The 21,453-nt window shown below is 64.3% G+C and carries 22 protein-coding genes; 20 read left to right on the forward strand and 2 right to left on the reverse strand.

Features of this window, described 5'->3' with window-relative positions:
- The first annotated feature begins 25 nt into the window (after positions 1-25).
- From HXX15_RS05245 to HXX15_RS05340, 20 genes are all read left to right on the forward strand, one after another.
- Entirely contained in the window at positions 26-1,048 is a 1,023-nt protein-coding gene (locus HXX15_RS05245) for a HupU protein (protein WP_296513378.1), read from the forward strand.
- Positions 1,045-2,484 carry a nickel-dependent hydrogenase large subunit gene (locus HXX15_RS05250; protein ID WP_296513380.1) on the forward strand — a complete coding sequence of 480 codons (1,440 nt, stop codon included), beginning with the start codon at positions 1,045-1,047 and terminating at the stop codon, positions 2,482-2,484. Before HXX15_RS05245 ends, HXX15_RS05250 begins: the two co-directional genes overlap by 4 nt.
- Before the next feature lie 327 nt (positions 2,485-2,811).
- Positions 2,812-3,930, forward strand: coding sequence for a hydrogenase small subunit (locus tag HXX15_RS05255; RefSeq protein WP_296513382.1), 1,119 nt, complete (start codon positions 2,812-2,814; stop codon positions 3,928-3,930).
- A gap of 15 nt (positions 3,931-3,945) precedes the next feature.
- Positions 3,946-5,739: a nickel-dependent hydrogenase large subunit gene (locus HXX15_RS05260; RefSeq protein ID WP_296513384.1), complete on the forward strand. Its 1,794-nt coding sequence runs from the start codon at positions 3,946-3,948 to the stop codon at positions 5,737-5,739.
- 109 nt (positions 5,740-5,848) lie between these two features.
- The gene (gene cybH / locus HXX15_RS05265) at positions 5,849-6,583 is read left to right on the forward strand and encodes a Ni/Fe-hydrogenase, b-type cytochrome subunit (protein WP_296513387.1); all 735 of its coding nucleotides are present in this window, start codon (positions 5,849-5,851) and stop codon (positions 6,581-6,583) included.
- Complete coding sequence (locus HXX15_RS05270) at positions 6,580-7,209, forward strand: HyaD/HybD family hydrogenase maturation endopeptidase (protein WP_296513388.1); 630 nt, start codon at positions 6,580-6,582, stop codon at positions 7,207-7,209. Before cybH ends, HXX15_RS05270 begins: the two co-directional genes overlap by 4 nt.
- A 10-nt stretch (positions 7,210-7,219) precedes the next feature.
- Complete coding sequence (locus HXX15_RS05275) at positions 7,220-7,516, forward strand: HypC/HybG/HupF family hydrogenase formation chaperone (protein WP_296513390.1); 297 nt, start codon at positions 7,220-7,222, stop codon at positions 7,514-7,516.
- Between the two features lie 220 nt (positions 7,517-7,736).
- Positions 7,737-8,180 (forward strand): hydrogenase accessory protein, encoded by a 444-nt coding sequence (locus tag HXX15_RS05280; RefSeq protein ID WP_296513393.1) that lies wholly within the window; start codon positions 7,737-7,739, stop codon positions 8,178-8,180.
- Entirely contained in the window at positions 8,177-9,049 is an 873-nt protein-coding gene (locus tag HXX15_RS05285) for a hydrogenase expression/formation protein (RefSeq protein ID WP_296513394.1), read from the forward strand. Before HXX15_RS05280 ends, HXX15_RS05285 begins: the two co-directional genes overlap by 4 nt.
- On the forward strand, positions 9,046-9,261 hold the full coding sequence (locus HXX15_RS05290; RefSeq protein ID WP_296513395.1) for a rubredoxin: 216 nt from the start codon (positions 9,046-9,048) through the stop codon (positions 9,259-9,261). The genes HXX15_RS05285 and HXX15_RS05290 overlap by 4 nt, the downstream gene beginning before the upstream one ends.
- 19 nt (positions 9,262-9,280) lie before the next feature.
- Complete coding sequence (gene hybE, locus HXX15_RS05295; RefSeq protein ID WP_296513396.1) at positions 9,281-9,760, forward strand: [NiFe]-hydrogenase assembly chaperone HybE; 480 nt, start codon at positions 9,281-9,283, stop codon at positions 9,758-9,760.
- Entirely contained in the window at positions 9,757-10,788 is a 1,032-nt protein-coding gene (locus HXX15_RS05300; RefSeq protein ID WP_296513400.1) for a nickel-dependent hydrogenase large subunit, read from the forward strand. The genes hybE and HXX15_RS05300 overlap by 4 nt, the downstream gene beginning before the upstream one ends.
- On the forward strand, positions 10,781-11,122 hold the full coding sequence (hypA, locus tag HXX15_RS05305) for a hydrogenase maturation nickel metallochaperone HypA (protein WP_296513401.1): 342 nt from the start codon (positions 10,781-10,783) through the stop codon (positions 11,120-11,122). The genes HXX15_RS05300 and hypA overlap by 8 nt, the downstream gene beginning before the upstream one ends.
- Positions 11,122-12,093 carry a hydrogenase nickel incorporation protein HypB gene (gene hypB / locus HXX15_RS05310; protein WP_296513403.1) on the forward strand — a complete coding sequence of 324 codons (972 nt, stop codon included), beginning with the start codon at positions 11,122-11,124 and terminating at the stop codon, positions 12,091-12,093. The genes hypA and hypB overlap by 1 nt, the downstream gene beginning before the upstream one ends.
- Before the next feature lie 7 nt (positions 12,094-12,100).
- On the forward strand, positions 12,101-14,386 hold the full coding sequence (gene hypF / locus HXX15_RS05315; protein ID WP_296513405.1) for a carbamoyltransferase HypF: 2,286 nt from the start codon (positions 12,101-12,103) through the stop codon (positions 14,384-14,386).
- Positions 14,377-14,613 (forward strand): HypC/HybG/HupF family hydrogenase formation chaperone, encoded by a 237-nt coding sequence (locus HXX15_RS05320; RefSeq protein ID WP_296513407.1) that lies wholly within the window; start codon positions 14,377-14,379, stop codon positions 14,611-14,613. Before hypF ends, HXX15_RS05320 begins: the two co-directional genes overlap by 10 nt.
- The gene (gene hypD / locus HXX15_RS05325) at positions 14,610-15,752 is read left to right on the forward strand and encodes a hydrogenase formation protein HypD (protein ID WP_296513409.1); all 1,143 of its coding nucleotides are present in this window, start codon (positions 14,610-14,612) and stop codon (positions 15,750-15,752) included. Before HXX15_RS05320 ends, hypD begins: the two co-directional genes overlap by 4 nt.
- Positions 15,749-16,789, forward strand: coding sequence for a hydrogenase expression/formation protein HypE (hypE, locus tag HXX15_RS05330; RefSeq protein WP_296513412.1), 1,041 nt, complete (start codon positions 15,749-15,751; stop codon positions 16,787-16,789). Before hypD ends, hypE begins: the two co-directional genes overlap by 4 nt.
- A 1-nt stretch (position 16,790) precedes the next feature.
- Positions 16,791-18,296 (forward strand): sigma-54 dependent transcriptional regulator, encoded by a 1,506-nt coding sequence (locus HXX15_RS05335; RefSeq protein ID WP_296513414.1) that lies wholly within the window; start codon positions 16,791-16,793, stop codon positions 18,294-18,296.
- Entirely contained in the window at positions 18,274-19,701 is a 1,428-nt protein-coding gene (locus HXX15_RS05340) for an ATP-binding protein (RefSeq protein ID WP_296514851.1), read from the forward strand. The genes HXX15_RS05335 and HXX15_RS05340 overlap by 23 nt, the downstream gene beginning before the upstream one ends.
- Positions 19,702-20,146: 445 nt before the next feature.
- Here HXX15_RS05340 and HXX15_RS05345 read toward each other — a convergent pair whose 3' ends face one another.
- Together HXX15_RS05345 and HXX15_RS05350 are read right to left on the reverse strand one after the other, a co-directional pair.
- Complete coding sequence (locus HXX15_RS05345) at positions 20,147-20,578, reverse strand: RidA family protein (protein ID WP_296513416.1); 432 nt, start codon at positions 20,576-20,578, stop codon at positions 20,147-20,149.
- Between the two features lie 31 nt (positions 20,579-20,609).
- Positions 20,610-21,452 (reverse strand): enoyl-CoA hydratase family protein, encoded by an 843-nt coding sequence (locus HXX15_RS05350; protein WP_296513418.1) that lies wholly within the window; start codon positions 21,450-21,452, stop codon positions 20,610-20,612.
- Position 21,453 lies beyond the last annotated feature (1 nt).

Raw genomic sequence — 21,453 nt, forward strand, 5'->3', positions numbered from 1 at the left:
GGTTTGAACACCGATGGCTTCGCGCATGCAGCAGTCACTTCAATCGCCGGCGTTCAACGTGCTCTGGCTGCAGGGCGCCAGTTGCGGCGGCTGCACCATGGCGGTGCTTGAATCCGGACACTCGGGCTGGTTCGACGAACTGAGATCATTCGGGATTCGGCTGATCTGGCATCCCTCGGTCAGCGAGGCGACCGGTGCCGAGGTGGTCGCGATCCTCGACAAGGTGCGCGCCAGATCGATCCGGCTCGATGCGCTGATCCTGGAGGGATCGGTGCTGCGCGGCCCGCACGGCAGCGGCCGCTTCAACATGTTCGCCGGTACCGGCAAATCGATCTATCACTGGGTCGCCGAGCTCGCCGCCGTCGCCGACTATGTGGTGTCGGTCGGCAGCTGCGCGGCCTATGGCGGCATCCCCGCGGCCGGCATCAATCCCACCGACGCAACCGGACTGCAGTTCGACGGCACAGCGCCAGGCGGCGCGCTCGGCGAGGCATTCCGGTCCGGACGCGGATTGCCGGTGATCAACATTGCCGGCTGCGCGCCGCATCCCGGCTGGATCATGGAGACGCTGATTGCGCTCTCCACCGGTGATCTCGCCGGCAATGATCTCGACCAGGTTGGCCGTCCGAAATTCATCGCCAACCACCTCGCCCATCACGCCTGCTCGCGCAACGAGTTCTACGAATTCAAGGCCAGCGCCGAGAAGCTGTCGGAGCGCGGCTGCCTGATGGAGCACCTGGGCTGCAAGGCGACGCAGGCGGTCGGCGATTGCAATCAACGCTCCTGGAACGGCGGCGGCTCCTGCACCAAGGGCGGCTATGCCTGCATCTCCTGCACCTCGCCGGGATTTGAGTCGTCGCGGCATTTTCTCGAGACCAGCAAGCTCGCCGGCATTCCGGTCGGCCTGCCGCTCGACATGCCAAAAGCCTGGTTCGTGGCGCTGTCGGCGTTGTCGAAATCCGCCACGCCGAAGCGGGTGCGCTCGAATGCCACCTCCGATCACATCGTGGTGCCGCCGAGCCGCGACGGCAGCAAGAAGATTCCATGACCCGGATCATCATCGGTCCGTTCAATCGGGTGGAGGGCGATCTCGAGGTCAAGCTGGACATCGAGGATGGCATGGTCGCCTCCGCCGAAGTCACGGTGCCGCTGTATCGCGGTTTCGAGCAGATCCTTGACGGTCGCCCCGCGCTCGACGCGCTGGCGCTGGCGCCGCGGATCTGCGGCATCTGTTCGGTGTCGCAATCGATCGCGGCGGTCGCGGCGCTCCGCGGCACGCTCGGGATCGAGCCGGCGCCGAACGGCGTGCTGGCCGCCAATATCGCGCATGCGGCGGAAAACGCCGCCGATCATCTGACGCATTTCTACATCTTCTTCATGCCGGATTTTGCCCGCGACGCCTACGCATCGGCACCGTGGCACCATGCAGCCGCCGAGCGGTTCACCGCCACCCGCGGTAGCGCCGGCCGCGAGGTACTGCCGGCCCGCGCGCGCCTCCTCGAAATCATGGGCATCGTCGCCGGCAAATGGCCGCACAGCCTGGCGTTTCAGCCCGGCGGCACCACCCGGGCGATCGATCTCGGCGAACGCATTCGCCTGCTGTCGATCGTCGCCGGATTTCGGTCCTTTCTGGAGACGGTTGTATTCGGCGACCGGCTCGACGCCGTGCTCGCGATCCAAACCATCGCCGAATTCGATCGCTGGCGCGACGGCCGCGCCGGTGATTTCTGCCGCTTCCTCGCGATCGCCGATGCGCTGCAGCTCGATCGCCTCGGCAACGGCCCGGGAATTCTGATGAGCTTTGGCGCCTATCACGGCGAGCACGGCGCGCTGTTCGCGCGCGGCGTGTTCGATCAGGCCAGCGGCGGCGCGGCGCTGGCGACCACCGATATTGCCGAAGACGTCTCGCATGCCTGGATGCGCGACGGCGCCACCGATCCGGCGCTCAGCACGACGATTCCCGACGCTGACAAGCCCGGCGCCTATAGCTGGGCCAAGGCCCCACGCCTCAATGGTCGGCCAGCCGAGGTCGGCGCGCTGGCGCGGCAGGCCGTTGCGGGTAATCCACTGCTGCGTGAGTTGGTGGGACAGTCCGGCAGCAACATCCGCAACCGGGTGATCGCCCGAATGATCGAGACCGCACATTTGGCAGTGGCGATGGAGAGTTGGATTCGCGCGTTGCGACTCAACGAGCCGTTCTGCGCCGACGTCAGGCAGCCGGGCGAAGGCCGCGCCGCCGGACTGGTCGAAGCCGCCCGCGGCAGTCTCGGTCACTGGATCGAACTGAGCAACGGCAAGATTTCGCACTATCAGATCATCGCGCCCACCACCTGGAATTTTTCCCCACGCGACGCCGCCGGACAACCTGGTCCGCTGGAGCACGCGCTGGTCGGGACCGCGGTCGGCAGCGACGGCGCCGGCTCGGTCGCTGTGCAGCATGTGGTGCGCTCGTTCGACCCCTGCATGGTCTGCACCGCACATTAGTGTGCGCTTGCCGACAAACCGCACGCCTCACGGCATTCCCTCTTGGGCTTCGCTGCTTACGACGCGGATTGTATCCACCCGCCGCCGGCCGGCTCATCTGTCGCAGCGCGCCGGTTAGCTACTTGCCAGTGAAGAAAACTTTCTTTCGTTTCAGCCTGACGATGCTGCGTTGCATCACTCGCGTCGGCCGACAACACACAATGAAATCACTCACTTTGTGGTGCCGGAATGTGCCCGGCGGCGCTGGCCTGCTTCTTGCTAATACCCTCTTTACTATCGACTTCGGTCAAGATGCCGGGGCGATCGAGGAAACAGAAGAGAGGGGCCATGGGCGCCGGCACAGAGACTTTTTACGACGTGATTCGCCGCCAGGGCATCACGCGTCGCAGCTTTCACAAATTCTGCAGCCTGACGGCGACCAGCCTCGGCCTCGGCCCACTCGCCGCCACCAACATCGCCAACGCACTGGAAACCAAGCCGCGCGTGCCGGTGATCTGGATGCACGGGCTGGAATGCACCTGCTGTTCGGAAAGCTTCATTCGCTCGGCGCATCCGCTGGTCAAGGATGCCGTGCTGTCGATGATCTCGCTCGATTACGACGATACCATCATGGCCGCAGCCGGCCATCAGGCCGAGGCCATCCTCGAGGAAACCCGGGCCAAGTACAAAGGCCAATATATTCTCGCCGTCGAAGGCAACCCGCCGCTCAATGAGGACGGCATGTACTGCATCGACGGCGGCAAGCCGTTCGTCGAAAAGCTGAAACTGATGGCTGACGACGCCATGGCAGTGATCGCCTGGGGCGCCTGCGCCTCGTGGGGCTGCGTCCAGGCCGCGAAGCCGAACCCGACCCAGGCGGTGCCGATCGACAAGGTCATCACCAACAAGCCGATCATCAAGGTGCCGGGCTGCCCGCCGATCGCCGAAGTGATGACCGGCGTGGTGACCTTCGTCACCACCTTCGGAAAACTTCCCGAACTGGACCGGCAGGGCCGGCCGAAGATGTTCTACTCGCAGCGCATCCACGACAAGTGCTACCGCCGGCCGCATTTCGACGCCGGCCAATTCGTCGAGGAGTGGGACGACGACGCCGCGCGCAAGGGCTATTGCCTCTACAAGATGGGCTGCAAGGGCCCCACCACCTACAACGCCTGTTCGACGGTGCGCTGGAACGGCGGCGTCTCGTTCCCGATCCAATCCGGACACGGCTGCATCGGCTGTTCGGAGGACGGCTTCTGGGATCAGGGCGGGTTCTACGACCGCCTCACCACTATCAAGCAATTCGGCGTCGAGGCCAATGCCGACAAGATCGGCCAGACCGCGGCCGTCGTGGTCGGTGGCGCCATCGTGGCTCATGCGGGCGTCACTGTGGTGCGCAACATGGCGCGTCGAAGCAAAGAAAATTCCACTGACAACAGCAGATCGAATGGCAAGTCGGCCGGCTGATCGGAAGGAAGCATCATGACCAACGTCACCACGCCGAACGGCTTTTCGCTCGACAATTCCGGACGCCGCGTCGTCGTCGATCCGGTGACCCGGATCGAGGGCCACCTGCGCGTCGAGGTCAATGTCGACTCCGACAATGTGATCCGCAACGCAGTGTCCACGGGAACGATGTGGCGCGGCATCGAGACCATTCTGCGCGGCCGCGATCCGCGCGACGCCTGGGCCTTCACCGAACGGATCTGCGGCGTCTGCACCGGTACCCACGCGCTGACCTCGGTGCGCGCGGTCGAGAACGCGCTCGGGATCATGATCCCGGACAACGCCAATTCGATCCGCAACATCATGCAATTGACGCTACAAGTGCACGACCACATCGTGCACTTCTATCATCTGCACGCGCTCGATTGGGTCGATATCGTCTCGGCGCTGAAGGCTGATCCGAAGGCGACCTCGCTGTTGGCGCAATCGGTCTCGGACTGGCCGCTGTCGTCCCCCGGCTACTTCAAGGATCTGCAGACCCGCCTCACCAAATTCGTCGAGTCGGGGCAGCTCGGTCCGTTCAAGAACGGATATTGGGGCCACGCCGCCTACAAGCTGCCGCCGGAAGCCAACCTGATGGCGGTCGCGCACTACCTGGAAGCACTGGATTTCCAGAAGGAGATCGTCAAGATCCACACCATCTATGGCGGCAAGAACCCGCATCCGAACTGGCTGGTCGGCGGCGTGCCCTGCGCCATTAACGTCGACGGCACCGGCGCGGTCGGGGCCATCAACATGGAGCGGCTCAACCTGGTGTCGTCGATCATCGACCGCGCCATCGAGTTCACCGAGAAGGTGTACCTGCCGGACGTGGCGGCGATCGGCTCGTTCTACAAGGACTGGCTGCACGGCGGCGGGCTTTCCGGCAAGAGCGTGATGAGCTACGGCGACATCCCGGAAAACGCCAACGACTACTCGGCGAAGAACCTGAACCTGCCGCGCGGCGTCATCATCAACGGCAATCTGGCCGAGGTACTGCCAATCGATCTCGGCGATCCCGAGCAGGTGCAGGAATTCGTCACCCACTCCTGGTACAAATATCCCGACGAAACCAAGGGATTGCATCCCTGGGACGGCGTCACCGAGCCGAACTACCAGCTCGGCCCGAATGCCAAGGGCACCAAGACCAACATCCAGGCGGTCGACGAAGCCGCTAAATATTCCTGGATCAAGTCGCCGCGCTGGCGCGGCCACGCGGTGGAGGTCGGCCCGTTGGCGCGCTATATCGTCGGCTACGCGCAGAACAAGCCCGAGTTCAAGGAGCCGACCGACAAACTGCTGAAGACGCTCGGGCTACCGCTGACCGCGTTGTTTTCCACGCTCGGCCGTACCGCGGCGCGCGCGCTGGAATGCCAATGGGCCGGCCATCAGCTGAGGCATTTCCAAGACAAGCTGGTCGCCCGGATCAAAAACGGCGATTCCTCGACCGCCAATGTCGAGAAGTGGAAGCCGGAGAGCTGGCCGGCCAACGCCAAGGGCGTCGGCTTCACCGAGGCGCCGCGCGGCGCGCTGGCGCACTGGATCAAGATCAAGGACACCAAGATCGACAATTACCAGTGCGTCGTTCCCACCACCTGGAACGGCTCGCCGCGCGATCCCAAGGGTAATATCGGCGCGTTCGAGGCGTCGCTGATGAATACCCCGATGGCGGATCCGGAAAAGCCGCTTGAGATCCTGCGCACGCTGCATTCCTTCGACCCATGTCTGGCCTGCTCGACCCACGTGATGAGCGAGGACGGCCAGGAGAAGAGCCGGGTCACGGTTCGCTGATGCGTTTGGGGGCGGCGATCACCCTCGCCGCTCCGTCCGGCAGAATTGCAACGATTGGCCGTCGCGACAGTCGCTCAAAGGGCGGACCGCGGGCCACAGGGAGTGGATCATGACCGAGATAGCGCGGGTGCATGGCGTCGGCGACGCCAACGGCGAGCGGGCGAAATCGCTGCAGACCATCTATGTCTACGAAGCGCCGGTGCGGATCTGGCATTGGGCCAACGCGGCGTTGATCCTGGTTCTCTGCGTCACCGGCTATTTCATCGGCACCCCGCTGCCCTCGGTCCCGGGCGAAGCATCCGCCAGTTTCCAGATGGGCTACATCCGTTTCGCGCATTTCGCCGCCGGCCAGACCCTGATCGTGTTCTTCCTGCTGCGGCTTTACTGGGCCTTCGTCGGCAACAAATTTTCCCGCCAGATCTTCTATTTGCCGATCAGCAAGCGGATCTGGTGGTGGGGCATCCTCTACGAGCTGAAATGGTACATGTTCCTGGTCAAGGACCCGAAGAAATACGTCGGCCACAATCCGCTGGCGCATGTGGCTATGTTCTCCTTCATGCTGTTTTTGGTGTTCATGATGGCGAGCGGGATGGCGCTGTATTCGGAGGGCCAGGGCATCGACAGCTGGCAGTACAAGATCTTCGGCTTCATGTTTTCGATCTTCCCGAATGCGCAGTCTCTGCACACCTGGCATCACCTCGGGATGTGGGCGATCACTATCTTCGCGATCGTCCATGTCTACGCCGCGGTACGCGAGGACATCCTGAGCCGCCAGAGCATGATTTCGTCGATCGTGTCCGGCGAACGCCTGTTCCGCGACGACATCGACGACTTTCCCCGATGACCGCCGTGCTGGACACAGACTCGTCGGCAACGGGCGCGGCCGCCGCGGATCGGCGCGTGCTGGTGCTCGGGATCGGCAACATACTGTGGGCCGATGAAGGTTTTGGCGTCCGTGTGGTGGAGGAATTCCACCACCGCTACATTCTGCCCGACAACGTCACGCTGCTCGACGGCGGCACCCAGGGTCTCTACCTCGTCAATTTCGTCCAGGAGGCCGACGATTTGATCGTGTTCGACGCGATCGACTACGGCGTTGCCCCCGGCACATTGAAGCTGGTGCGCGACGACGAGGTGCCGAAATTCACCGGCGTCAAGAAGATGAGCCTGCATCAGACCGGCTTCCAGGAAGTGCTGAGCGCGGCCGATCTGCTCGGCCAGTATCCGAAGCGGTTGGTGCTGATCGGATGCCAGGCGCAGGATCTGGAAGACTGGGGCGGGCCGCTGACCGAGCCGGTGCGTGCGCAGATCGGCCCGGCGATCGAGGCGGCCTGCGCCGTGCTCACTGAGTGGGGCGTGCCGGTCACGCCGCGCACTACGCCGCTCGCCGACTCCGAAGCCCTGCTCGGCAATGACATCGACCTCGCCCGCTACGAGCGGCGCGAGACCGCCAACGCCAGCGGCGGATAGGTCAGCCTCGATGTGTCTCGGCGTGCCCATGACGATTGTCGAAACCGACGGCATGTCGGCGCTGTGCGAGCGCCGCGGCGAGCAGCGCCTGGTGTCGGTGCTGCTGCTCGACCGCCCGCCGGTCGGCGCGCAGGTGCTGGTGTTCATCGACAGCGCAGTGCGGCTGCTCGACGCAGTGGAAGCCGAACAGATCGACAATGCCATCGACGGCTTGGCGGCCGCCTGCAACGGCGAGAGCTTCGAGCATCTGTTCGCCGACCTGATCGACCGCGAACCGCAACTGCCGCCGCACCTGCGGCAGAGTTAGGCCACTCGATTAGAAGTATTGTCGCTCGCGCACATGCGGCATGGAAAGATAGTATCCGGCGCGAGACGGAATCAGACACCGCTCCTGGATAAGTCATTAGCGACGCAATAATAGAGCCGTATTTGCAATAGGTTACAGATGGATAATTGATATCCATCGTTGGCACATGACTTGCTATAATGACAAGCAAGAGCCGGAAACCTGTCCAATGGGAGGAAACATGACATCGCGAGAGCAACCCATTCTTCGTCGGCGTGGTCTGCCGACGCTCGATGTCGCGGATGTGGATGCTTTCCTTTCGGCAGCCGAAGCTGCCGGCGCGGTGCCGGTGCTGCTGTTCGCCGGCGACGCCGTGCGCTGGCCCGAGTCCGCCGACGTCGCCGTCGTGCTTCCCGAATTGATCGAGGCGTTCCAGGGACGGCTTCAAGGCGCGGTGATCGCGCCACAGGCCGAGACCGCATTGGCGCCGCGCTTCGACATTCAAGTCTATCCGAGCCTGGTGCTGTGGCGCGGCGGCGAAGTCCTCGAGGTGATTCCCAAGATCAAGGACTGGTCGGTCTATGTCGCGCGGATCAGCGCGGCGCTCAACGGCGGCGGCAAGCCGGCGCGTAGCAGCGCCACGGTCGTCAAGTCGATGTCGTTTCTGAACCGGGGGGTGTCATGAAGCAGGGATTTTGGGTGGCGCCGGAAGGCGCCGAGCAGCCGATCAACGTGTTCCCGATCGGCGATGAAAGTCTCGATCTCCAGCACAGCAGCCTGACCGGCGCCGGCACGATCAAGGCGCTGGCCTCGCTGGACGGCGCGGCGCTCGCCGAACAATGCCCACGCGCGATGGCGCTGCTGGAGCAAATCACCGCGGCATTGGCCAGCCAGCGGGCCGGCTCGGCCTCAAGAACATTCCGGCTCGACGACTTCACCGCGATGGAGCGCAAGCTGGTCGCCGACGTATTCGGCGAAGGCGAAGTCAGCGGCGTCGTGGCGCTGCCGGACGGATCTGTCGCGCAAATCCAGGAGTCCGTGCTGGCCGGTCTGTGGCAGATCAGGCTCGAGAGCGGCATCGGGGACGCACCCAAGGAATATGTCGAGGTCGCAGCAATTCCCGAACTGGTGCTGCGTGCCGCCAGCGATTTGACTGCGCCGGATTTCGACATCGGCGCGCCGCCGCCCGACGCGATGAACGTGATGCCGGTGCTGAGCGAAATCCGCGACCGCGCCCAGGCCTATCGGCCCGGCGACCGCTCGCAGATCATCAACTTCACGCTGCTGCCGATGAACCCCGTGGACATGGAGTTCATGCAGGCGACGCTGCGCAACGGCCCGATCCAGTTGGTGTCGCGCGGCTACGGCAGCTGCCGCGTGCTCGCCACCGGCACCCGCAACGTCTGGTCGGTGCAGTTCTTCAATGCGATGGACACTATCATCCTCGATACGCTGGAGGTGGGCGGGGTGCCGACGGTGGCGATCGCGGCTGATGAGGATTTCGAAGATTCCGCCGAGCGGCTGGCCGAAATCAGGGAGGCCTATTTCAAGTGAGCGGCTTCGAGAATTTCGGCGTTCGCCAGGACGTCGCCGACGCGGCGCGGATGGAATGCGGCATCTGCTGGACGGTGTACGACCCCGCCGAGGGCGACACTGTCGCGCAGATTCCGCCCGGGACACCTTTTGCAGCATTGCCGGCGGATTGGACCTGCCCGAACTGCGACGCAGTGCGGGCCAAATTCATGATGATCGAAGGTGACAACTGAAGCGGGTGAAGGGACGCGGATGACCAGTGCCATCGAATATGCCGCCGCGCTTGAGGCGCTCTATCGTCGCATCGGCGAGCGTTCGATGCATGACCTGCCGATCTACAACGAGGCGCTCGCGGTCGAGGCCGTCGGCTTCGATGCCCATGACGACGCCATCAGCGGCATTCTGATCACGCCCTGGTTCATGAACCTGATGTTGCTGCCATTGGACGGTTCGCTGGCCGCTCGCGCGCTCGGTTCGTCTTTCAGCCACGGCTTTCCGGTCGGCATGTTCGATTTCACCGTCGGCGATATCGAGGGCGTCGGCCGGATCGCCAGCTGCTCGCTGTTCTCGCCGATGTTCGAATTCGCCGACATGGCAGCTGCGCGCGCCACCGCGGCGGCCGCGATGGCGGAAATCCGCAATCCCGAGCCGGAGCAGCCAAAGACCCGCGTCGTCGCAGCGCTCGACCGCCGCAGTTTTCTGCGCGGCGCCCTGACGGAGCCGCGGCCATGACGACCGCGTCCGCCGACATCGCCATTGCACTCGACCTGATTGACGGTCGCGTGGCCGGGGTCGACATCACGCCGCGCCGCTTGCCGCCGATCGATGCCATGATGGCGGGCCGGCCCGTTGCCGAAATGATGGCGGTGCTGCCGCGGCTGTTCGCGCTGTGCTCGACCGCGCATGCGGTCGCGGCGACGACCGCCGTCGATGCCGCGCGCGGCATCGAGCCGTCGCCGGCGCAGCAGCGCCAGCGTCATGCGGCGGTGCTGGCAGAGCGGCTGGTCGAGCAGTTGCGTAGCGCCGTGACAAAACTGCGACTGCTCGACCGGCCACCGGTCGCGCACGCGACGCGCCAGGCGATCGGCGCCGCCGCGCAGTTTGGGCTCTCGGCTAACTCCGACGTTCCAACCCTGTTGCGCGCCATCGATCAGATCGAAGCCGCGCTGAACGCGATCCACATCGCCGATCTGCAGCCGGCGGAAAGCACCGCGCGCTTCGGCTCGTCGGGACCGCTTGCTCTCACGGCTGCGGATGACCTCAACGTCATCGCGCGGCTTCTGCAAGGCGGCACGCGCTATGCCGCCGCGCCCGATCTCGACGGCGCCATTCCTGAAACCGGCGCCTGGGCGCGGTCGCGTGCATCGACGGCGCCCGACACCGCGGCGGCGCGGTTGCGGGCGCGGCTGGATGAGCTGGCGACCATGCCACAGACGCTGCGCGCCCTCGTCAGCGGCGACGCGCCCTGCCCCGACGCGCCGATCGGCTATCGCGTCGGCAACCGTCGCGGCGCTGCCGCGGTCGAGACCGCGCGTGGCCGGCTCTATCATCTGGTCGAGCTCGGCAGCGACGGCCGCGTCGCCGCCTTCCAGATGGTGGCGCCGACCGAATGGAATTTTCATCCCCGCGGTCCGCTGGCCCAGATGCTGCGCCACGCGGCGCTCGGCGCCGACGCTGACGCGGCCGCCGGGCAATTGATCGCCGCATTCGATCCCTGCGTCGGCTGCAAACTTTCGATCCGCGAGGCCGCCGATGCATGAAATGGCGCTGTGCGAGGGCGTGATCGATATCATCGAGGCGGAGGCGCTGCGGCAATCGTTTTCGCGGGTGAAGACGGTGTGGCTGGAAATCGGCGCGCTGAGCCAGGTTGAGCCTGACGCGATGCGATTCTGCTTCCCCGTTTGTGCGGCGCACTCGGTCGCGGCGGAGGCGAAACTGGAGATCATCAGCGCCCCCGGCGAAGCCTGGTGTATGAGCTGCATCAAAACCGTGCCGGTAAAACGACGCTACGATCCCTGCCCGTGCTGCGGCGGCTACCAGCTGCAGGTCACCGCGGGGGAGGAAATGCGGGTCAAAGAATTGGAGGTCGCCTGATGTGTACGGTTTGCGGTTGCGGTGATCAGAATTCCAGCATCGAGCCCGGCGCAAAGCCGGAGTCGCATGTTCACGATCATCATCACCATCATGGCGAGCACGGCCACGGCCATTCGCATGCCCATTCCCATGACGGGCACCACCACGATCATGATCACCCACACGATCACCATCATCACGACCACAATCATGATCACCAGCATCCCGGCCATGACCATCCGCACAGCCACGCGCCCGCACCAGACGCGATCCACTATGGCGGCGGCCTTGCCGGCGTGCATGTGCCGGGCTTGAGTCAGCAGCGCATCGTCCAGATCGAACGCGACATCTTGGGCAAGAACGACGAACTGGCGCAGGTCAATCGCGCCCGGTTTGCCGCCGCGCGCGTATTCGCACTCAATCTCGTCTCCAGCCCCGGCGCCGGCAAGACCGCGCTGCTGGTCAAGACCATTTCTGACCTCAAAGGCATCCGCCCGATCGCCGTGATCGAGGGCGATCAGCAAACCTCGAACGACGCCGAGCGGATTCGCGCCACCGGCGCGCCGGCGATCCAGGTCAACACCGGCAAGGGCTGTCACCTCGACGCATCGATGGTCGGCGACGCCTTCGCGCGGCTGCCCGCAATCGACGGCGGGCTGTTGTTCATCGAGAACGTTGGCAATCTGGTCTGCCCCGCCGCGTTCGATCTCGGCGAGGCGCACAAGGTGGTGGTGTTCTCGACCACCGAGGGCGAGGACAAACCGCTGAAATACCCTGACATGTTCGCGGCCTCCAGCCTGATGCTGATCAACAAGATAGATCTGGTGCCGAATCTCGATTTCGATCTGGCGCGGACGGTCGAATATGCCCGCCGCGTCAATCCGAAGATCGAGGTACTGACGGTGTCGGCGAAAACCGGCGAAGGCATGAAGGCGTTCTATGCCTGGATCGCCAAGCGCGCCGCGTCGCTTGCCGCCGACGCGGCGGAGTAAGCAGCGCATGACCCTCGCCCGCCCGATCGCCACTCGGCAGCGCATCCGCGTCCGCGGCACGGTGCAGGGCGTCGGTTTTCGGCCGTTCGTGCATCGGCTGGCACAACGCTTCGCGCTCGGTGGCTTTGTCGGCAACGATGCCGATGGCGTGCTGATCGAGATCGAGGGCGCGCGGGTCGCCGAGTTTGTCCCCGCGTTGCGCCGCGAGGCGCCGCCGCTGGCGCGGATCGAGGCGGTTGAGACGTTCGAACTGGCCTCGCGCGGCGAGACAAGATTTGCCATTGCCCCGAGCGTCGCGGGCAAGGTGACGACACAGATCGCCGCCGACGCAGCGACCTGCGAGCACTGCCTCGATGAGCTGTTCGATCCGGCCAGCCGTTTTCATCTTTATCCGTTCGTCAACTGCACTCATTGCGGCCCACGCTACACCCTGACCCGCCGGCTGCCCTATGATCGCGCCAACACCTCGATGGCGGCGTTCGCGATGTGCGCCGATTGCGCCGCCGACTATCGCGATCCGGCCAACCGGCGCTTTCACGCCGAGCCGATCGCTTGCTCGCGCTGCGGGCCGCAGCTGAGCGCCGGCATCGACGCGATTGTCGCGGCGTTGCGCGGCGGACAGATCGTCGCGATCAAGAGCCTCGGCGGGTTTCAGTTGCTGTGCGACGCCCACAACGAGACCGCGGTCGCGCGGTTGCGCGCGCAAAAATGCCGGGACGCCAAGCCGTTCGCGGTAATGATTGCCTCGCTGGCGTCGCTCGACAGCATTGCTGAAGCCGACGCGCAAGAGCGCGAGCTGCTGCATTCGGTCGCGCGGCCGGTCGTGCTGCTGACATCCCGCCGCAAACTGGCGCCGTCAGTGGCGCCCGGATTGTCGCGGCTCGGCGTGATGCTGCCCTATACGCCGCTGCATCATCTGTTGTTTCACGCCGCGATGGGCCAGCCGGACGGCCGCGGCTGGCAGAACGACCCGTGCGATCTGGTGCTGGTCGCGACCAGCGCCAATCCCGGCGGCGAGCCGCTGGTGATCGACGACGACGACGCCAGGCGCCGGCTGTCCGGCATCGCCGATCTGGTCGTCACCCACGACCGCGCCATCGTCATCCGTGCCGACGATTCCGTCGCCTCCGTCGTCGCCGGCGCGCCGATGCTGATCCGCCGCGCGCGTGGCTATGCGCCGGCGCCGATCAGGCTGGCGCGCGAGATGCCGCCCCTGCTCGCGCTCGGCGGCCATCTGAAATCTACCGTGACGGTGACGCGCGGGCGCGAGGCCTTCGTCTCGCAGCATATCGGCGACCTCGACTCAGCCGAGAGCATCCGCTTCTTCGAACAGACCGTGGCGCATCTGCTGAAGATTCTCGACGTCGAGCCGGTAGCGGTGGTGCATGATCGGCATCCCGATTTCGCCTCGACCCGCTTTGCCGAAACGCTGCCATGGCCGGCGATCGCGGTTCAGCATCACCACGCCCATGTCGGCGCGATCGCCGCCGAGCACGGTATCGACGGTCCGCTGCTGGGTCTGGTGCTCGACGGTTTTGGCTATGGCAACCATGGCGAGAGCTGGGGCGGCGAGCTGTTGCTGTCCGACAATGCCGGCTTCACCCGGATCGGCCATCTTGCGCCGCTGCCGCAGCCCGGCGGCGACGTCGCGGCACGCGAGCCGTGGCGAATGGCGGCGGCGGCGCTGCAACTGATCGGCCGCGGCGACGAAATTGCCGGCCGTTTTGCCGCGCGGCCACAGGCTGCCATGCTCACACAACTACTAGAGCGCAAGAATGTGCAGCTGACGACCAGCGCCGGCCGGCTGTTCGATGCGGTCGCCGGCCTGCTGGGCATCTGTGGATCGCAGCACTACGAAGGTCAGGCGGCGATGGAGCTGGAGGCGTTGGTGCGCCGGCCGACCGTCGATCCCTCCGGTTGGCGCATCGACGACGGCGTCGTCAGCTTCGCGCCTTTGCTGGAACGTCTCGCCGCACCGGGCGTCGATCCGGTTGCCGGCGCCGAATTGTTTCACGGCACCTTTGCGGCGGCCATGGTCGATCTGGCGAGCCGCATAGCTGCCGCGCGCGACCTCAACACGGTCGCGCTTGGCGGCGGCTGTTTCCTCAACCGGGTGCTGGTCACCGAGATTGGGGCCGGCCTGCGCGCGCGCGGCATCACGCCGCTGATGGCGCGGGCGGTGCCGCCGAACGACGGCGGCCTCAGCCTCGGCCAGGCCTGGATCGCCGCCAGCGCGCTTGAACGAGCCGATGCCAGCGACGCTATGACCGGAGGTCAACCCACATGTGTCTAGCCATTCCAGCCGAAGTCACCGAGCTGCTGCCCGACGACATGGCCAAGGTCTCGATCGACGGCGTCGGCAAGATCATCTCCGTGGCGCTGATCGAAGATCTTAGCGTCGGCGACTATGTGATTCTGCACGTCGGCTACGCCCTGACCAAGATCGACCCGGAGGAAGCCAAACGCACGCTGGCGCTGCTGGCCGAACTCGGTGCCGTGCAAACGGAGCTGGCATCATGAAATACGTCGACGAATATCGCGACGGCGCCACCGCGCGACGGCTCGCCGAGGTGATCGCCAGCGAGGCCGCGCCCGGCCAACACTACCGTTTCATGGAATTCTGCGGCGGCCACACCCATGCGATCTCGCGCTACGGCATCGAAGACCTGCTGCCGCGCAACATCCGGATGATCCATGGTCCCGGCTGCCCGGTCTGCGTGCTGCCGGCGGGACGGATCGACATGGCGATTGAGCTGGCGGAGCGGCCCGAAGTGACGTTGTGCGTCTATGGCGATCTGATGCGGGTGCCCGGATCGCGGCGCACGTCGCTGCTGCGCGCCAAGGCTGACGGCGCCGACATCCGCATGATCTATTCCACGCTCGACGCCATCCGCATCGCCGAACAGGAGACGCAACGCGAGGTCGTGTTCTTCGCCATCGGCTTCGAGACCACGACGCCGCCGACCGCGATGGCGATCCGACTTGCGCAGAAGAAGCAGCTCGGTAACTTCAGTATCTTCTGCAACCACGTGCTCACGCCGCCGGCGATCCAGGGCATTTTGGAGGGCGTCGACCTTGGCGACCCCGAGCAGGTCGCGCTCGACGGCTTTGTCGGTCCCGCCCATGTCTCGACCGTGATCGGCACACGGCCTTACGAATTCTTCGCCGAGACATTTCGCAAACCGGTGGTGATCGCCGGCTTCGAGCCGCTCGACGTGATGCAGGCGATCCTGATGCTGGTGCGGCAGGTCAATGACGACCGCCACGAAGTCGAGAACCAGTACATCCGCGCCGTCACCCGCGACGGCAATCAGCGCGCTATCTCCGAGGTCGCCGACATTTTCGAATTGCGCGAGCAGTTCGAATGGCGCGGCCTCGGGCACCTGCCTCATAGCGGCCTGCGGTTGAAAGCCGCCTATGCGGCGTTCGACGCCGAGCGCCGCTTCGACATGCCGGAACTCACCGCCGCCGACAATCCGGCCTGCGAATGCGGCGCGATCTTGCGCGGCGTCAAGAAGCCGGTCGACTGCAAGCTGTTCGGCGCCGTCTGCACGCCCGAAAATCCGATGGGCTCCTGCATGGTATCCTCCGAGGGCGCCTGCGCCGCGCATTGGACCTATGGCCGCTTCCGCGACATCCAGCAGAGGAAGGCGTCATGAGCAGCAAACGACGCAAGCTCGATTTCAAGAATGGCAAGGTCGATCTCTCGCACGGCTCCGGCGGCCGCGCCATGGCGCATTTGATCGCGGAAGTGTTTCACGATTCCTTCAGCAACGAATGGCTGGCGCGCGGCAATGACCAGGCGGCGTTCGACGTCGGCCAAGGCCGTATGGTGATGACCACCGACGGCTATGTGATTTCCCCGCTGTTCTTCCCCGGAGGCAACATCGGCTCGCTCGCGGTCCACGGTACCATCAACGACGTGGCGATGGCCGGGGCGCGACCGCTATATCTGTCCGCGAGTTTCATCATCGAGGAAGGTTTTGCGCTCGCCGATCTAAAGCAGATCGCCGATGCGATGGGTGCCGCCGCCCGCGAGGCCGGGGTGCCTGTGATCACCGGCGACACCAAGGTGGTGGAGCGCGGCAAGGCCGACGGCGTGTTTATCTCGACCACCGGCATCGGCGTGGTGCCCGATGGCCTCGATCTGTCGGCGGAGAAGGCCAAGGTCGGCGACCGCGTGCTGCTCTCCGGCACGCTGGGCGATCACGGCATCGCGGTGATGTCGCAACGCACCAACATGACGTTCGAGACCGACCTGCTCTCCGACTCCGCCGCGCTGCACGACTTGGTGGCGGCGATGGTCGCCACCAATGGCCCCGGCATCCGGGTGATGCGCGATCCGACCCGCGGCGGCCTCGCCGCGACGCTGAACGAATTGGCGCAGCAATCCGGCGTCGGCTTCCGCATCGCGGAGGAATCGATCCCGGTGCGGCCGGCGGTGGCCGCGGCCTGCGAACTGCTCGGCCTCGATCCGCTCAATGTCGCCAACGAAGGCAAGCTGGTCGCAATCGTTGCGCCCGAGGCGGCCGAAGCCCTGCTGGCGGCAATGCGCGCGCATCCGCTTGGCAAGGACGCTGTCGATATCGGCGAAGTGGTCGAAGACGACCACCGTTTTGTGCAAATGACGACCAGCTTCGGCGGCGGCCGGATCGTCGACTGGCTATCCGGCGAACAACTGCCACGGATATGTTAAGATGTCACTTGAGCATACCACGCCGCACCGGCGTCCATCCGACGTGAGCACAGCCGCCACCGTTCTTGTGATCGACGACGAAATCCGCTCACTGGAAGCGCTGCGTCGTGTGCTGAACGACGAGTTCGAAGTGCTTTGCGCCAAGGATGCCCAGGAAGCCGAGGAATTTCTCGAGGGTGACATGGTGCATGTCATCCTGTGCGACCAGCGCATGCCGGGCCAATCCGGCGTCGAATTCCTGAAACGGGTTCGCGATCTCTGGCCCGACCCTGTCAGGATGATCATCTCCGGCTATTCGGATTCCGAGGAGATCATCGCCGGCGTCAACGAGGCCGGCATCTATCAATACATCACCAAACCCTGGCACCCGGAAAAGTTGGTCGAGACCGTGCAGGGCGCGGTGCAACTGTTCCGCTTGCAGAAAGAAACCGAGACCGCGAGCGTCGACGTCAAGCTGGCGCCGAACCGGGTCAAGCAGGTGATCTCCGAAAAGCGCGGCGCGGCGCGGCAACTCTATGATTTCGACCGCATCGTGCACGCGCCATCGAGCCCGATGCACGGCGTGATCGATCTGGCCCGGCGCGCCTCCGACTACGACATTTCGGTGATGATCACCGGCGAATCCGGCACCGGCAAGGAACTGCTGGCGCGGGCGATCCATTATCATTCGGCGCGGGCCAACAAGGTGTTCGTGGTTGAGAATTGCGGCGCGCTGCCAGACGAGTTGCTGGAAAGCGAATTGTTCGGCTGCAAGAAAGGCGCTTTCACCGGCGCCTATCAGGATCGCATCGGTCTTTTCGAGGTCGCCAATGGCGGCACCATCTTCCTCGACGAGATCGGCGAAACCTCACCGGCATTCCAGGTGAAATTGCTGCGCGTGCTGCAGGAAAGCGAAATCCGCCCGCTGGGTGCCCAGCGCGTCCGCAAAGTCGACGTTCGGATCGTGGCCGCCACCAATCGCGATCTCGGGGCCGAGGTCGAGGCCGGCCGCTTCAGGCGCGATCTGTACTACCGTCTGGCCGCGTTTCCGATCCACATGCCGGCGCTGCGCGATCGGCCGATGGATATCCCGCTGATCGCCGAACGCATCCTGACCGAAGTGAAGACGGCATTTAATCGCGACATCGTCGGCTTCTCAACGAAGATCCTCGACGACATGAAGCAATATTCCTGGCCCGGCAACGTGCGCGAGATGCAGAATGAAATCCAACGCATGGTCGTTCTCGCCGACAGCAACAGGCTGGAATTTTTGTCGCTGTCCGGTCGGGTGCGCCAGCCACCCGACCCGTTCAACGCAGCGCTGAAAATGAACGGAACATCCACCTTGAAAGACAAGGTCGAAGCCCTCGAAAAGGCCGTGATTGCCGAATCTCTCGAACGATACAATGGCAATATCAGCAAGGTCGCCGGATCACTTGGGCTGTCCCGGGTCGGCTTGCGCAGCAAGCTCGCCCGCTATGAGCTGCGGAAGGACATCGATGGCTATGAAGAGAATCCGGAAGAATGACCGGCCCAAGGGACTTCTGGACAAGGTTGCCTATCCGGGAACGTTAGAATTGGACAACGAGCGCGAGGACGCGTGGATCGAAGTCATCCGCAAGATGGATGAGGTCTATTCCGATCTGCTTCGCTACGAGACAGATCTCGAGCGCAAGAATGCTGCGTTGGAGGAAGCGCAGGCCTTCATTTCCAGCGTCATCGAATCGGTTTCGGACGTTCTGATCGTTTGCGATTCGCACGGCCTGATCCAGCAGGTCAATTCCGCGCTGGTCCGCATCGTCGGCCGTAACGGCGCCGATATCGTCGGACAGGAGCTGTCGCAAATTGTCGACCCCCGGGACCTCTCCAGCGCCGAGCATGTGCTGAAGCCGCGGCTGCCGACAGACGTGATCGAAAGCGAATTGCGTTTTGCGACGCCGAACGGCCCCTCCGACCTGTTTTCCCTCAATGGAGCGGCGCGCTACGATCACGGCGGGCGCTATGTCGGCGTCGTGCTCACCGGCCGTCCGATCGGCGAATTGCGTCGTGCGTATGAGGCTCTACACACGGCACATGGCGAGTTGCAGCGCGCCCAGCGCCAATTGATCGAACAGGAGAAGATGGCGAGCTTGGGCCGGCTCGTTGCCGGCGTGGCCCACGAATTGAACAACCCGATCAGCTTCGTCTACGGCAACATCCACACCCTTGAACGCTATCGACAACGGCTGCGTGAATATATCGAAGCAGTGCACAGCGATGCGACCGACGAAACGCTCGATGCGCTTCGACAGAAATTGAAGATAGACGCCACGCTCGATGACATCGGACCGCTGATCGATGGGACGCTGGAAGGCGCCGCGCGCGTTTCTGAAATCGTCAAGAACCTTCGCCGGCTCTCCTTCAAGAAGACCAATGAGCAACAGCATTTTCAGATCGACCGGGTGCTGGAAACCGCCGTCCGCTGGGCGATTCGCGCAAAGCAGACCAAAACGGACGTTGAAATGGTGATCGAGCCCGACCTCGTCGCGTGCGGCAACGAGGGGCAGATTCATCAGGTGATCGTCAATCTCGTCGACAATGCCGTTGATGCGATGAGGGAGCGCGCGAAGCCGGTCCTTTCAGTCAGGGCGTCTCGGGTCGGCGATGAAATTTGCATTGAAGTCTCCGACAATGGCCAAGGGATATCCGAAGGCGTCATCGACCGAATCTTCGAGCCGTTCTTCACGACCAAAAAGGTGGGAGACGGCACAGGGCTGGGACTTTGGATCAGCTACGGCATCGTACGGGAACACGGCGGCGAACTGCGCGCCCGGAATCGTGAAGCCGGTGGGGCCCAGTTTTCGTTTGGGTTGCCTTTGTTCAGTGCACGTCCCGGAAACGGCGGCGAAAAGGAGACTCCAGGCCGGAAGCCCGTCATGGACAAGGCGCGATAACAGCGAGACGTTTGCGGCCGGGACGCCTCCAGAGCGGCCCTCCCTGAAATCCGAGCGCGAGCGCGGCAAGGCAGCGCCTGGCCCTGCCCATCGCAGGGCAGAAGTGCAACATTGATTGAAAACACGCTCGGTCTCCAAAACATCCACCATATCCACTCATCGGCTGCGGTCCGGATCGTTGCCTGATGAACCGTTTCAAACGGACCGCAAATCGCTGATCGCTATCTGAATTTTGGTATAATCTTAGGGCAATGACGTCCACCTTCAACCCAGACGAGGGTGTAGTCTGAAAAAGAAAGCCGGGGGGAATTTCGGCAAGATCGTCATGACCGTACTGTAAGCACCGACGCGGCAGGGGGGCGCTCGATCGCGACGGTCCGACACTGATCGAAATCGCGATGGGGTAGTCAGGCGAGCGAGCCATCGCCCGCTCGCGCGGCGACCGCTAATCCGGCACCACGGCGGTAGCCTGGATTTCGACCAGCGCCTGGTCCTCGATCAGGCCCGAGACCTCGACCACCGCCATCGCCGGAAAATGCCGGCCGATGGTGGCGCGATAGGCCTCGCCAATCTGTTTGAGCTCGGCGACGTAGCGTTTGCGATCGGTGACGTACCACGTCATCGTGGTGATGTGCTCGGGTCCGGCGCCGCCCTCGTGGAGGATCGCGACGACGTTCTCCAGCGCTTGCCTGACCTGTCCGGCCAGGTCGAGCGCGACGAATTTGCATTGCGCGTTCCAGCCGATCTGGCCGCCGACAAATACGGTCTGCCCGCGCGCACGCATGCCGTTGGCGTAACCGATCGGCTTCGCCCATCCCGGCGGCTGCAGGATCTCGTGCGGTGTGACGCTTTGTTGGTTCGGTTTCGCAATGGACATTTTCATATCGCTCGATCAATGGCCGCGTGAACTAATTGCCTTCGAAAACCGGCTTGGTCTTGGCGGCGAAGGCCTCGAAGGCACGGCGGAAATCGCCGGTCGCCATGCAGATCGCCTGCGCCTGCGCCTCGGCCTCGATCAACTCCTCTAGTCCCATCGCCCATTCCTTGTTCAGCATGGTCTTGGTCATGGCATGGGCGAACCAGGGACCGTCGGCGAGTTCGCGCGCCATCCGATAGGCCGCGTCCTGCAGCGAGGCCTGCTCATGCAGCGCGTTGAAAAATCCCCAGGCGTGGCCTTCGGCCGCTGTCATGGTGCGGCCAGTGTAGAGCAGTTCACTGGCGCGGCCCTGGCCGATGATGCGCGGCAGGATTCCGCAGGCACCCATGTCGGCGCCGGCGAGGCCGACCTTGGTGAACAGAAACGCCGTCTTGGCCTGCGGCGTCGCCAGCCGGATGTCCGACGCCATCGCCAGAATCGCCCCGGCGCCGGCGCAGATGCCGTCGATGGCGGCGATCACCGGCTGCGGGCAGTTGCGGATCTGCCGGACCAGATCGCCGGTCATCCGGGTGAACGCCAACAACTCCGGCATCGCCATCTTGGTCAGCGGCTCGATGATCTCGAACACGTCGCCACCCGAGGAGAAATTGCCGCCGGCGCCGCGCAGCACGATCACCCGCACGTCGCTGGCCCGACCAAGCTCGCGAAACAGCGCGCCGAGTTCGGTGTAGCTGTCGAAGGTCAGCGGATTCTTCCGCTCCGGGCGATTCAGGGTGACGGTGGCGACGCGGCCATCTTCGTCGGTCTCGAACAGGAAATGCTCGGCCTTGCGGCTCTTGAACGGCTTTCTCAGTTTCTGCATCGCGTCGGTCATA

It is taken from the genome of Rhodopseudomonas sp., assembly GCF_013377015.1.
GTDB lineage: Bacteria > Pseudomonadota > Alphaproteobacteria > Rhizobiales > Xanthobacteraceae > JARJEH01.

What these genes read in the sequence shown, in the direction of transcription:
- hypD (WP_296513409.1), top strand. Translation starts at nt 14,610, where the DNA reads ATGAAATACGTCGACGAATATCGCGACGGCGCCACCGCGCGACGGCTC.
- HXX15_RS05260 (WP_296513384.1), top strand. Translation starts at nt 3,946, where the DNA reads ATGACCAACGTCACCACGCCGAACGGCTTTTCGCTCGACAATTCCGGA.
- hypF (WP_296513405.1), top strand. Translation starts at nt 12,101, where the DNA reads ATGACCCTCGCCCGCCCGATCGCCACTCGGCAGCGCATCCGCGTCCGC.
- cybH (WP_296513387.1), top strand. Translation starts at nt 5,849, where the DNA reads ATGACCGAGATAGCGCGGGTGCATGGCGTCGGCGACGCCAACGGCGAG.
- HXX15_RS05340 (WP_296514851.1), top strand. Translation starts at nt 18,274, where the DNA reads ATGAAGAGAATCCGGAAGAATGACCGGCCCAAGGGACTTCTGGACAAG.
- HXX15_RS05320 (WP_296513407.1), top strand. Translation starts at nt 14,377, where the DNA reads ATGTGTCTAGCCATTCCAGCCGAAGTCACCGAGCTGCTGCCCGACGAC.
- hybE (WP_296513396.1), top strand. Translation starts at nt 9,281, where the DNA reads ATGACCAGTGCCATCGAATATGCCGCCGCGCTTGAGGCGCTCTATCGT.
- HXX15_RS05275 (WP_296513390.1), top strand. Translation starts at nt 7,220, where the DNA reads ATGTGTCTCGGCGTGCCCATGACGATTGTCGAAACCGACGGCATGTCG.
- hypB (WP_296513403.1), top strand. Translation starts at nt 11,122, where the DNA reads ATGTGTACGGTTTGCGGTTGCGGTGATCAGAATTCCAGCATCGAGCCC.
- HXX15_RS05250 (WP_296513380.1), top strand. Translation starts at nt 1,045, where the DNA reads ATGACCCGGATCATCATCGGTCCGTTCAATCGGGTGGAGGGCGATCTC.
- HXX15_RS05245 (WP_296513378.1), top strand. Translation starts at nt 26, where the DNA reads ATGCAGCAGTCACTTCAATCGCCGGCGTTCAACGTGCTCTGGCTGCAG.
- HXX15_RS05345 (WP_296513416.1), bottom strand. Translation starts at nt 20,578, where the DNA reads ATGTCCATTGCGAAACCGAACCAACAAAGCGTCACACCGCACGAGATC.
- HXX15_RS05255 (WP_296513382.1), top strand. Translation starts at nt 2,812, where the DNA reads ATGGGCGCCGGCACAGAGACTTTTTACGACGTGATTCGCCGCCAGGGC.
- HXX15_RS05350 (WP_296513418.1), bottom strand. Translation starts at nt 21,452, where the DNA reads ATGACCGACGCGATGCAGAAACTGAGAAAGCCGTTCAAGAGCCGCAAG.
- hypA (WP_296513401.1), top strand. Translation starts at nt 10,781, where the DNA reads ATGCATGAAATGGCGCTGTGCGAGGGCGTGATCGATATCATCGAGGCG.
- HXX15_RS05300 (WP_296513400.1), top strand. Translation starts at nt 9,757, where the DNA reads ATGACGACCGCGTCCGCCGACATCGCCATTGCACTCGACCTGATTGAC.
- HXX15_RS05270 (WP_296513388.1), top strand. Translation starts at nt 6,580, where the DNA reads ATGACCGCCGTGCTGGACACAGACTCGTCGGCAACGGGCGCGGCCGCC.
- hypE (WP_296513412.1), top strand. Translation starts at nt 15,749, where the DNA reads ATGAGCAGCAAACGACGCAAGCTCGATTTCAAGAATGGCAAGGTCGAT.
- HXX15_RS05335 (WP_296513414.1), top strand. Translation starts at nt 16,791, where the DNA reads ATGTCACTTGAGCATACCACGCCGCACCGGCGTCCATCCGACGTGAGC.
- HXX15_RS05280 (WP_296513393.1), top strand. Translation starts at nt 7,737, where the DNA reads ATGACATCGCGAGAGCAACCCATTCTTCGTCGGCGTGGTCTGCCGACG.
- HXX15_RS05285 (WP_296513394.1), top strand. Translation starts at nt 8,177, where the DNA reads ATGAAGCAGGGATTTTGGGTGGCGCCGGAAGGCGCCGAGCAGCCGATC.